Raw genomic sequence first — 11,511 nt, forward strand, 5'->3', positions numbered from 1 at the left:
CGGATAGTTTAGGTTAATTAGCAATTCGGTTTGTACCGACATTTTACAGAGAAAACACCATGACACGCATTCAGTTCAACCACCATCATCACCATCATCCTGACTAGTCTTTCAGGCGATGTGTGCTGGGAGACGGTTTTTTAATCTTCCAGTGGCGCGCAGAATGCAAGAGAGAGCCCTCGGAAGATTTCTTCCGAGGGTTTTTTTTTGGCTCCGGACAGACAGAAAAATAATTTTTACAATAAATTCATAAAATTACAGATTAAAACAGAGGTTACCATGCTGGACAAAACACGTTTACGGATAGCAATGCAGAAATCAGGCCGCCTGAGTGATGAATCCCAGGAACTGCTGGCGCGTTGCGGGATCAAAATCAACCTGCAACAACAACGCCTGATTGCCTTCGCCGAGAATATGCCGATTGATATCCTGCGCGTGCGTGATGACGATATCCCAGGGCTGGTCATGGATGGCGTGGTTGATCTGGGCATCATCGGTGAGAACGTGCTGGAAGAAGAGCTGCTCACCCGCCGCGCCCAGGGCGAAGACCCGCGTTACTTCACCCTGCGCCGCCTGGACTTCGGCGGCTGTCGCCTGTCGCTGGCCGCACCGCTCGACAGCGAATACAACGGCCCGCAAAGCCTGCAAGACTCCCGCATCGCCACCTCTTACCCGCACCTGCTGAAGCAATACCTCGACAAACAGGGCGTGCGCTTCAAATCTTGCCTGCTGAACGGTTCCGTCGAAGTGGCACCGCGCGCCGGTCTGGCCGACGCCATCTGTGACCTGGTCTCTACCGGCGCAACTCTGGAAGCCAACGGCCTGCGTGAAGTCGAAGTGATTTATCGCTCCAAAGCCTGCCTGATCCAGCGCGACGGCGAAATGCCGGAGGCGAAACAACAGTTGATCGATCGCCTGATGACCCGTATTCAGGGCGTGATCCAGGCACGTGAATCCAAATACATCATGCTGCACGCGCCGAGCGAGCGCCTGGACGAAATCGTCGCGCTGCTGCCGGGTGCCGAGCGCCCTACCATTCTGCCGCTGGCCGGCGCGCAAAACCGCGTGGCGATGCACATGGTCAGCAGTGAAACCCTGTTCTGGGAAACCATGGAGAAGCTGAAAGCGCTCGGTGCCAGCTCCATTCTGGTGCTGCCAATTGAGAAGATGATGGAGTAACGCCATGTCGACCTTCAATACCCTCGTCAATTGGGCGGACTGCAGCGAGCAACAGCGGGCAGAACTGCTGATGCGCCCGGCGATCGCAGCCGAAGACAGCATCACCCGCACGGTGCGCGAAATCCTCGACAACGTGAAGGCCAAGGGTGATCAGGCACTGCGTGATTACAGCGCCAAATTTGATAAAACCGAGGTTGGCGCGCTGCGCGTCACCGCAGAACAAATCGCCGCAGCCGGCCCTCGCCTGAGTGACGAGGTCAAGCAGGCGATGGCGGTGGCGGTGGCCAATGTGGAAACCTTCCACAATGCGCAACAACTGCCGCCGGTCGATGTGGAAACCCAACCTGGCGTACGCTGCCAGCAGGTAACCCGCCCGATCGACTCCGTCGGCCTGTATATTCCCGGCGGTTCCGCACCGCTGTTTTCTACCGTGCTGATGCTGGCAACCCCGGCGCGCATCGCCGGCTGCCGCCGCGTGGTGCTCTGTTCGCCGCCGCCGATTGCCGACGAAATTCTCTATGCCGCGCAGTTGTGCGGCGTGCGGGAAGTCTTTCAGGTGGGTGGCGCGCAGGCCATTGCCGCCATGGCGTTCGGCACCGATTCCGTGCCGCGTGTGGCGAAAATCTTCGGACCGGGCAATGCCTTTGTCACCGAAGCCAAACGCCAGATCAGCCAACGGCTGGACGGTGCGGCTATCGATATGCCGGCCGGCCCTTCAGAAGTGCTGGTGATCGCCGACAGCGGCGCCACTCCGGCGTTTGTCGCCTCTGACCTGCTGTCGCAGGCGGAACACGGCCCAGACTCCCAGGTGATCCTGCTGACCCCGGACGCGGCCATGGCGCAGGCGGTGGCCGTTGCGGTAGAGCAGCAGTTGGCTCAGTTGCCGCGCGCCGAAACCGCCCGTCAGGCGCTGGCCAGCAGCCGACTGATCGTCGCCAAAGATTTGGCCGAGTGCATTGCCATCAGCAACCAATATGGCCCGGAACACCTGATCATTCAGACCCGTAACGCCCGAGAGCTGGTCGACAGCATCACCAGCGCCGGTTCGGTGTTCCTTGGCGACTGGTCGCCGGAGTCCGCCGGTGACTACGCTTCCGGCACCAACCACGTATTGCCGACCTATGGCTATACCGCCACCTGTTCCAGCCTGGGCCTGGCGGATTTCCAGAAACGCATGACGGTGCAGGAACTGACGCCGCAGGGCTTTATGAATCTGGCGGCCACCATTGAAACGCTGGCCACCGCCGAGCAATTGATTGCCCACAAAAACGCCGTCACCCTGCGCGTTGCCGCCCTGAAGGAGCAAGCATGAGCATAGAAAATCTGGCACGCGCCAACGTTCGCGAGCTGACCCCTTATCAATCGGCACGCCGCCTGGGCGGCAACGGCGACGTGTGGCTGAATGCCAACGAATACCCGACCGCGCCGGAATTCCAACTGACCGCCCAGACCTTTAACCGTTACCCGGAGTGCCAGCCCGCGCTGGTGATCGAGCGCTACGCCGATTACGCCGGGGTTAACAAAGAGCAGGTGCTGGTCAGCCGTGGCGCGGATGAAGGCATTGAGCTGCTGATCCGTGCGTTCTGCGAGCCGGGCAAAGACGCTATTTTGTTCTGCCCGCCGACCTACGGCATGTACGCCGTCAGCGCCGAAACCTTCGGCGTGGAGCGCCGCACCGTAGCGGCCAGGCAAGACTGGCAGTTGGATTTGCCGGCTATCGCCGACAGCCTGGACAACGTGAAACTGATTTATGTCTGCAGCCCGAACAACCCGACCGGCAATCTGATCGATCCCGACGACCTGCGCACGCTGCTGGAGATGGCCAAAGGCAAGGCGATCGTCGCAATTGACGAGGCCTATATCGAATTCTGCCCACAGGCAAGCTGCGCCGGTTGGTTAAAAGACTACCCGCACCTGGCGATCCTGCGCACTCTGTCGAAGGCCTTCGCGCTGGCCGGCCTGCGCTGTGGTTTTACGTTGGCTAATGAAGATCTCATTACCCTGCTGCTTAAGGTGATTGCACCCTACCCACTGTCGACGCCGGTGGCCGACATCGCCGCTCAGGCGCTCAGCACCGAAGGGATCCGCACCATGCGTCAGCGCGTTACCGAGATCTCGGCCAACCGCAGTTGGCTGCAACGCGAACTGGAAAACTGCGCCTGCGTTGAACAGGTTTTCACCAGCGACAGCAATTACCTGCTGGCACGATTCACTGCCTCAAGTAATGTGTTTAAAACCTTATGGGATCAGGGCATTATCTTAAGAGACCAAAATAAACAGCCTGGGTTGTCCGGTTGCCTGCGCATCACCATAGGCACCCGCGACGAATGTCGGCGTGTCGTCGATGCGCTGTCAGCCCTGCCCGGAGCAACCAAGACTCGCCAGGAGCCAATGTGAGCCAGAAATTCCTCTTTATTGACCGTGACGGCACGCTGATTGCTGAACCGCCGGAAGACTTCCAGGTCGATCGCCTGGACAAGCTGGCGCTGGAGCCGGACGTGATCCCTTCGCTGCTGAGTTTGCAGCAGGCCGGTTATCATCTGGTGATGATCACCAATCAGGATGGCCTCGGCACCGCCAGTTTCCCGCAGGAAACCTTCGATGCGCCACATGGCCTGATGATGCAGATCCTCAGCTCACAGGGCGTTCACTTTGAAGATATCCTGATCTGCCCGCATCTGCCGGCAGACAACTGCGACTGCCGCAAGCCGAAGACCGCGCTGGTGAAAGGCTATCTGGAACCAGGCGTGATGGATACCGCCCACAGCTATGTGATCGGCGATCGCCCGACCGACGTTCAGTTGGCGGAAAACATGGGTATTCAAGGGCTGCGCTATCAGCGCGACACGCTGGGCTGGAAAGAGATCACTCGCCAATTGACCCAACGTGACCGCCACGCGCGGGTTAATCGCGTCACCAAAGAAACGCAGATCGACGTCAACGTTTGGCTGGATCGCGAAGGCGGCAGCAAGATCAAGACCGGCGTCGGCTTCTTCGACCACATGCTGGATCAGATCGCCACCCACGGCGGCTTCCGCATGGACATCGACGTGAAAGGCGACCTGTATATCGACGATCACCACACGGTAGAAGACACCGGTCTGGCGCTCGGCGAAGCCTTGAACAAAGCGCTGGGCGACAAGCGCGGCATCGCCCGTTTCGGCTTCGTGTTGCCAATGGACGAGTGCCTGGCGCGCTGCGCGCTGGATATCTCCGGCCGCCCGCACCTGGAATATAAGGCCGAGTTCAACTATCAGCGCGTCGGCGATCTCAGCACCGAAATGGTCGAACACTTCTTCCGTTCGCTGTCATACACCATGGGCTGCACACTGCACCTGAAAACCAAAGGCAAAAACGACCACCACCGGGTCGAAAGCCTGTTCAAAGTGTTTGGCCGCACGCTGCGCCAGGCGATCCGCGTTGAGGGCAACACCCTCCCGAGTTCGAAAGGAGTGCTGTGATGAACGTGGTGATTCTGGACACCGGCTGCGCCAACCTTTCGTCTGTCACCTATGCGGTGCAGCGGTTGGGTTACCAGCCGGAGGTGAGCCGTGATCCGGAGATCGTGCTGCGCGCCGACAAGCTGTTCCTGCCGGGCGTCGGCACCGCGCAGGCGGCGATGGATCAATTGAAAGAGCGCGAGCTGATTGATCTGATCAAAGCCTGCACCCAGCCGGTGCTGGGTATTTGCCTCGGCATGCAGTTGCTGGCGAAAAGCAGCGAAGAAAGCGGCGGCATCAACACGCTGGGCATTATCGACACGCCGGTAGTGCAGATGACCGACTTCGGTCTGCCGTTGCCGCACATGGGCTGGAATCAGGTTTCCGCGCAGGCAGGTCACCATCTGTTCCGCGGTATCGAAGACGGTGCCTACTTTTACTTCGTTCACAGCTATGCGATGCCGATATGCTCAAGCACCATCGCCCAGGCGAACTACGGCGAGCCCTTCACCGCCGCCGTGCAAAAAGACAATTTCTTCGGCGTGCAGTTTCATCCAGAGCGATCTGGAGCGGCCGGCGCGCAACTGTTGAAAAACTTTCTGGAGATGTAGGCAGCATGATTATTCCGGCTTTGGATTTGATCGACGGTAACGTGGTGCGTTTGCATCAGGGCGATTATGGTCAGCAGCGCGACTACGGCAACGATCCGCGCTCACGTCTGCAGGACTATCAACAACAGGGCGCGCAAGTCTTGCATCTGGTCGACTTGACTGGCGCCAAGGATCCGGCGGCGCGCCAGATCCCGCTGCTGCGCAAACTGCTGGCAGGGGTTGACGTACCGGTACAGGTCGGCGGCGGTATTCGCACCGAGCAGGACGTCTCGGCCCTGCTCGAGGCGGGCGCGACCCGGGTCGTCATCGGTTCCACGGCGGTCAAACAGCCGCAGCTGGTGCAGGGTTGGTTCGAACGCTACGGCGCGGAAGCCCTGGTGCTGGCGCTGGATGTACGCATCGACGCCGAAGGGACCAAGCACGTGGCGATCAGCGGCTGGCAGGAGAACTCCGACACCACGCTGGAACAGGTGGTCGAGCAGTTCCTGCCTTACGGCCTGAAGCACGTGCTGTGCACCGACATTTCGCGTGACGGCACATTGGCCGGCTCTAACGTGGCGCTGTATCAGGAAATCAGCCGCCGCTATCCGCAGATCGCCTTCCAGGCATCGGGCGGTATCGGCAACCTGGATGATATCGCCCAGTTACGCGGCAGCGGCGTTGAGGGCGTCATCGTAGGCCGCGCCCTGCTGGAAGGTAAATTTAGCGTTGAGGAGGCTATCGCATGCTGGCAAAACGGATAATTCCCTGTCTGGATGTGAAAGACGGGCAGGTAGTGAAAGGCGTGCAGTTCCGCAACCATGAGATCATCGGCGATATCGTGCCGTTGGCGCAACGCTATGCGCAAGAAGGCGCAGACGAGTTGGTGTTCTACGATATTACCGCCTCCAGCGATGGCCGGGTGGTAGACAAGAGCTGGGTGTCGCGCGTGGCGGAGGTGATCGATATTCCCTTCTGCGTCGCCGGCGGGATTAAAAGCCTGGAAGATGCCAGCCAGATCCTCTCTTTCGGCGCCGACAAGATTTCCATTAACTCACCGGCGCTGGCCGACCCGACGTTGATTAGCCGGCTGGCGGATCGCTTTGGCGTGCAGTGCATCGTGGTAGGGATCGATACCTGGTTCGAAGCCGACACCGGCAAGTATCACGTTAATCAATACACCGGCGACGAAAGCCGCACCCGCGTCACAGAGTGGGAAACCCTGGACTGGGTTAAGGAAGTGCAAAAACGTGGCGCCGGCGAGATTGTGCTGAACATGATGAATCAGGACGGTGTGCGCAACGGTTACGATCTGGAACAGCTTCGGCGGGTGCGAGACGTGTGCAAAGTGCCGCTGATTGCCTCCGGCGGTGCGGGCACCATGGAACACTTTCTGGAAGCGTTCCGCGATGCGGACGTCGACGGCGCATTGGCCGCTTCGGTGTTCCACAAGCAAATCATTAATATCGGCGAACTGAAAAAGTTCCTGGCAGACCTTGGCGTGGAGATTCGCGTGTGTTAACAGAACAACAAAGAAACCAGCTGGACTGGGAAAAAACCGGTAGCCTGCTGCCGGTTATCGTCCAGCACGCCGTGTCCGGCGAAGTGCTGATGCTCGGTTATATGAACCAGGAAGCGCTGGCCACCACCGAACAGAGCGGCAAGGTCACCTTTTTCTCTCGCACCAAACAGCGACTGTGGACCAAGGGCGAAAGCTCCGGCCATTTCCTGAACGTGGTCAGTATCACCCCCGATTGCGACAACGATACGCTGTTGATTTTGGCCAACCCGATTGGCCCAACCTGCCACCTGGGCAACAGCAGTTGCTTCCACCCGGCCGCCAGCGATTGGGGTTTTCTGTATCAGTTGGAGCAACTGTTGGCGGAACGCAAGACCGCCAGCCCGGACAGCTCTTACACCGCCAGCCTGTACGCCAGCGGCACCAAGCGCATTGCGCAGAAAGTTGGCGAAGAAGGTGTGGAGACCGCGCTGGCCGCCACGGTGAACGATCGTGAAGAGTTGACCAACGAGGCTTCAGATCTGATTTATCACCTGCTGGTGCTGCTGCAGGATCAGGATCTGGATTTGAGCAAGGTGATTGGCCGGCTGCGCGAGCGGCACCAGAAATAACCTGATTTTCCAAGTAATAAAAAAACACGGCTTAGTCCGTGTTTTTTTATATCTAATTGAAATTAAACAACATTAACCCAACATAAATCAACATAAAATCCATATGTAAAAACAAGAATTTAACTTAAAATCAACACAGGAGAATCATATGGGCAATATCTAGTAGGGTTAAAAAATGAACAATTATGATCTGGAACGCTTTGAAAGCCTGGGTGACAACTGTGAATTTGGTTTCTACCTGAGAAGTAAAGGTCTCGAAAATGGTAGTCTTTTTCGCTGGTCATTGATCAAAGATCATCAAGACCTGCTCAACCTGGTCACAGGTGATTTTGTAAATTTCTATCAGTTCGACAATTTGCAGCCCACCTGGAGCAATATGCTCGTTGATAAAGATAACGGTATTATCTTCCATACCGATCTCTATAGCAGCCAAATTGATAACAATTGGGTTTTTGATGATGCCGAAAATGAGCGAAAAGAAAAATACCTGATCGAAAAAAATAAAATAAATTATCTTGTTAAAAAATTTCTTGATGGTCTAAAAAGTAATAAAAAGATTTTCGTCATTAAGAAGAATAATAACCAAATTGATATGAACGTAATAGCGCTACTAGCTAATGAACTGAATCGTAGAGGAAAGGCTAAGATTTTGGTGGTTTTCCAAAGTGATGACAGTAGTCAACATGGCGTCATTGAGCATGCAGGCGAAAATGTTCTTATTTCTTACATCGAACGTTTTGCAGAATATAATAAAGCGGATGACATCTCTGTTGCGGGATGGGATAAAATCGTAAATAACATATTGCATGCACTGCCCTCGGAGATATGATAATTAAATATCTCGGCAACTGGAATGCAGACATAAAAAAAGCGCCGTAAAAACGGCGCTTTTTTATCATGCGTTAAATCAACGGCCTTTAAGGATACGATAACATTTTCTCAAAGCACGGTAAAATATGTTTTTTCTATTGACTGCGTCAATTAACACGTTGAAGCGATCATGTGCCCAACCATCTCGTTGCTGAGAAATAAGAAACTCCAGCTTTTCATTGATGGTGCCGAGGGTACCAGCATCCCCCATATTCCCATTATTCCGGTAAAAGGCAAGATCGCGTTCCAATTTATTAATCTTGTCCATAAAAGAGGGTAGCAATCCCATCGTATACTGGACTTGATTACCTGGAGTCATGAATGGACGATAGCTGCGGAAATTATTCTTTGATTTATTACCACTGATCAGCATGCCCGTATTAGCAACGCGATACCAGAATAACGGTTCAGGAATAACCTGCATTTTATAGCCTGCCAACGCTACACGGCAGAAAAACTCCCAGTCTTCATGACCAATACCATAATCTTCCGTAAATCCGTGCAGACTATCAAAAACGTTCTTTTTTACCATAGCATTAGCATCGCCAAAGCAATTGGCAAAACTGGCTACGTTGATGTCAGCACCCAACGGCAGCCAGCAATCCTTCATTTTTCTAAATGGCGACGGGAATTCATCACCGTAGATCAGATCGCTTGGCGTTGTTAAGACATCGCTACCGGAGTGGATTGCCGCCTTAACAAACATCTCAATTTCGTCAGGTTTGGCGACGTTATCGTCATCCATGAAAATCAGGTACTCACCTGCTGCGTGTTTTGCAGCCAAATTCCTTGCTGCGCCCAAATAGTTATTTGAGCTTTTAATGATCTTCCAGCCTCTATCCGTGAACTCTTTATTAATCAGGTTCAGGTAACGATGAGAATCTTCTTTTACGCTGCCATCGTCGACAAGGATAACCTCAAAATTCGAATAGGTTTGTGTCTTGAGGGAAGCTATCGCCTGCTGCAGTAAATGGCACCGATCGTGATGAACCAAGCAAACAGTAACTAATGGCTCAGGATTAACGCCTGGGGCAATTTCACGCGTCTTAAAATCTTCTTTAAGTTTAGCCACCCATTTTTCTTTAATCTCTTCGACAGATTCTGAAAGCTGCGAAGCAATGCTCAAGTTATCAAGTCGAGAGGCTATTTTTAGATAAAGTTCACCAGGTGTTGGGTTAAAGATAATATCAGGATGGTTTTCCTCGGGGATTAGCTCTTTGATGCCACCAACGGAAGAAGCTATGAAGTTGACACCACCAATAAGACTTTCATAAACCGTATAAGGTGAGTTCTCCACCAACGAGGGAATGACTACCAGAACATTTTCTTTCTTTATATATGCATCAGCCTGGGTGCGATCGTAGTCGGTAATAATATTAACTTTTACTTTGATCTTATCCGTTTTTTCACGAATATGCTCAATCGAATTAAAGTTATCCGACGTCACACTTTTTCCTAGAAACGTAACGGCCGATACCTTTTCTAGTTCATTATCTTTTAAACTCTGTAAAGCGCGCAGAAAAATGTCCAGGCCCTTACGCGTTTCAAGACGACCGAAGAAAACCAACTCCACCCCAGAGGCATTATTTTTCTTACTACGGGGACGAATAAGCTGATCATCTTCTTCTTGTATAGAAAAGGGTTCGCAGTTAAAGATAACCTGGCTGCGCTCCGGCAGAACCCATTTCTTATCTTTCATCCAGTCTAAAAGGTATTGGGATGGGCTAATAACCTGATCCGCCATCTCAACGACCTTCTGCTCCATGAAATACAATTCCATGTGATTCTGATCGTAAGGCAATTGATAATTGCCCTCATCAGCCCAAAGCGTCGAACTATGGGTATTAACGATAAAGGTTGTTTTTTCAAAGAACAACCCCTGCTCCTTACTCAGGAGCGAATAATACAAATCAGCCTGCCATTCACAGCTAATGACGACATCATACTTATCATTATTTTTTAACCAGTCATATACAGTATAGCTTTTCCTTCTAAAATATGGAGCGTCAATATTAACTTCGCTCAATGAAGGAAGAACCCTAAGATTAACGTTATGCTCACTGTATACATCAATCCAATAATCAATATTTTTATCACCTGATTCAGAGTAATCTCCGCAGGTATAAAGAACATCGATATCGAATCCCTCCTTGGCCATATTTACTGCCAGAGAGGTAAATGCTGTGCCTATTCCCCCATTACGAATTGGACCTTCAATGTCGGGAGTAACAATAAGAACTTTCTTCATTCTAAAATAATCCTTTTAAATCATTTATTGTCTAATTTAATTATTCTTATTATAATTTAGTAACAAATATATAGTTGTTGATATGAGAACAAAAATTCAGTACGGTACATACTATCTATCTATGCGAAGGAGCGTGTTCACAGTACTTTCAACTATTATGTTATTGCGAAACGCGGAGTTACAAGATGTTACACAAAAACGAAAATCCACTGACCCTATTGTTAAAATCATATTGCGAAAATTATCGTTTTATTTACAAAGCCAATCCAGGAAATGCAGGTGATGGTGTCATAGCTGCTGCGACGTATGACTTCCTTGAAGGAAATAATTTTAACTTTTCCCCTTATGACGCCACAGAAAATTACACACCCGAAAGAGATATTTTACTCTTTGGGGGTGGCGGAAATCTTATTGAAGGTTATTATGCCGAAGGTCGTGATTTCATACGAGACAACATTCATAAATTTGCAAAAACAATTATATTTCCATCAACAATAAATGGGTATGAAGATTTTTTTGAAAATAATAAAAACTCATTATTTATTTGCTGTAGGGAAAAAATATCTTATTCGAAATTATTGAAGTTAGGTTATCTCCCTAATGAATCAATTATATTGACTCATGATATGGCATTTTATCTTAATAAAGAAAATTACGTAACTTCAATCGTTGCGAAAAAAAAGGCAGTTTCCTGTTATAGAACAGACTCCGAGTCATTAACAAAAGAACATCGGGAAAATAATTACGATATATCGCTCACTTGGAATGGTGACTTTTGGGATAACGTGCATCTTGCCAGAAACTCAACGCGTTCTCTGATCAGCTTCTTACAAGAGTATAAAACTGTGAATACCGACAGGTTGCATATTGCCATCTTAGGTTCACTACTTGGTATGGAGGTTAACTTCCATCCTAACTCTTATTATAAAAACGAGGCTGTTTATGACAACTCATTGTTGAATTATTATCCCAAGACTTACTTTATGAAGAATTCGTAATTTTTATAAAATTTTATATGAAACCGCCGGGTTTCCCCGGCGGCTTTACTAGATTC

At 51.5% G+C, this 11,511-nt stretch carries 12 protein-coding genes and 1 other annotated feature; of the genes, 11 read left to right on the forward strand and 1 reads right to left on the reverse strand.

The window, feature by feature from the left end; all coding sequences use genetic code 11:
* The first annotated feature begins 59 nt into the window (after nucleotides 1-59).
* The 10 genes from hisL to ACUTQW_RS01685 all read left to right on the forward strand — a co-directional run bounded on the left by hisL (nucleotide 60) and on the right by ACUTQW_RS01685 (nucleotide 8,168).
* Nucleotides 60-107, forward strand: coding sequence for a his operon leader peptide (gene hisL / locus ACUTQW_RS01640; RefSeq protein WP_110605893.1), 48 nt, complete (start codon nucleotides 60-62; stop codon nucleotides 105-107).
* Nucleotides 83-209, forward strand: a sequence feature (His leader region). It overlaps the preceding gene by 25 nt.
* Nucleotides 210-279: 70 nt before the next feature.
* Nucleotides 280-1,179 (forward strand): ATP phosphoribosyltransferase, encoded by a 900-nt coding sequence (hisG, locus tag ACUTQW_RS01645; RefSeq protein ID WP_004942454.1) that lies wholly within the window; start codon nucleotides 280-282, stop codon nucleotides 1,177-1,179.
* A gap of 4 nt (nucleotides 1,180-1,183) precedes the next feature.
* Complete coding sequence (hisD, locus tag ACUTQW_RS01650) at nucleotides 1,184-2,491, forward strand: histidinol dehydrogenase (RefSeq protein ID WP_020438771.1); 1,308 nt, start codon at nucleotides 1,184-1,186, stop codon at nucleotides 2,489-2,491.
* Nucleotides 2,488-3,576 carry a histidinol-phosphate transaminase gene (gene hisC / locus ACUTQW_RS01655; protein ID WP_006324443.1) on the forward strand — a complete coding sequence of 363 codons (1,089 nt, stop codon included), beginning with the start codon at nucleotides 2,488-2,490 and terminating at the stop codon, nucleotides 3,574-3,576. Before hisD ends, hisC begins: the two co-directional genes overlap by 4 nt.
* Nucleotides 3,573-4,640 (forward strand): bifunctional histidinol-phosphatase/imidazoleglycerol-phosphate dehydratase HisB, encoded by a 1,068-nt coding sequence (gene hisB, locus ACUTQW_RS01660; protein WP_020438770.1) that lies wholly within the window; start codon nucleotides 3,573-3,575, stop codon nucleotides 4,638-4,640. The genes hisC and hisB overlap by 4 nt, the downstream gene beginning before the upstream one ends.
* Entirely contained in the window at nucleotides 4,640-5,230 is a 591-nt protein-coding gene (hisH, locus tag ACUTQW_RS01665; RefSeq protein ID WP_006324441.1) for an imidazole glycerol phosphate synthase subunit HisH, read from the forward strand. Before hisB ends, hisH begins: the two co-directional genes overlap by 1 nt.
* 5 nt (nucleotides 5,231-5,235) lie before the next feature.
* Nucleotides 5,236-5,973 carry a 1-(5-phosphoribosyl)-5-[(5-phosphoribosylamino)methylideneamino]imidazole-4-carboxamide isomerase gene (gene hisA, locus ACUTQW_RS01670; protein WP_198640405.1) on the forward strand — a complete coding sequence of 246 codons (738 nt, stop codon included), beginning with the start codon at nucleotides 5,236-5,238 and terminating at the stop codon, nucleotides 5,971-5,973.
* Nucleotides 5,955-6,731 (forward strand): imidazole glycerol phosphate synthase subunit HisF, encoded by a 777-nt coding sequence (hisF, locus tag ACUTQW_RS01675; protein ID WP_062791475.1) that lies wholly within the window; start codon nucleotides 5,955-5,957, stop codon nucleotides 6,729-6,731. Before hisA ends, hisF begins: the two co-directional genes overlap by 19 nt.
* Complete coding sequence (gene hisIE, locus ACUTQW_RS01680) at nucleotides 6,725-7,339, forward strand: bifunctional phosphoribosyl-AMP cyclohydrolase/phosphoribosyl-ATP diphosphatase HisIE (protein ID WP_004942439.1); 615 nt, start codon at nucleotides 6,725-6,727, stop codon at nucleotides 7,337-7,339. Before hisF ends, hisIE begins: the two co-directional genes overlap by 7 nt.
* Nucleotides 7,340-7,514: 175 nt before the next feature.
* The gene (locus ACUTQW_RS01685) at nucleotides 7,515-8,168 is read left to right on the forward strand and encodes a hypothetical protein (protein WP_006324440.1); all 654 of its coding nucleotides are present in this window, start codon (nucleotides 7,515-7,517) and stop codon (nucleotides 8,166-8,168) included.
* 78 nt (nucleotides 8,169-8,246) lie between these two features.
* On the opposite strand, the gene ACUTQW_RS01690 is transcribed toward ACUTQW_RS01685, so the two are convergent.
* On the reverse strand, nucleotides 8,247-10,457 hold the full coding sequence (locus ACUTQW_RS01690) for a glycosyltransferase (RefSeq protein WP_064798762.1): 2,211 nt from the start codon (nucleotides 10,455-10,457) through the stop codon (nucleotides 8,247-8,249).
* 185 nt (nucleotides 10,458-10,642) lie between these two features.
* Between ACUTQW_RS01690 and ACUTQW_RS01695 the strand changes: the two genes are divergently transcribed.
* Entirely contained in the window at nucleotides 10,643-11,455 is an 813-nt protein-coding gene (locus tag ACUTQW_RS01695; RefSeq protein WP_006324438.1) for a polysaccharide pyruvyl transferase family protein, read from the forward strand.
* Nucleotides 11,456-11,511: the final 56 nt, after the last annotated feature.

This window comes from Serratia sp. TSA_7 (genome assembly GCF_052692135.1).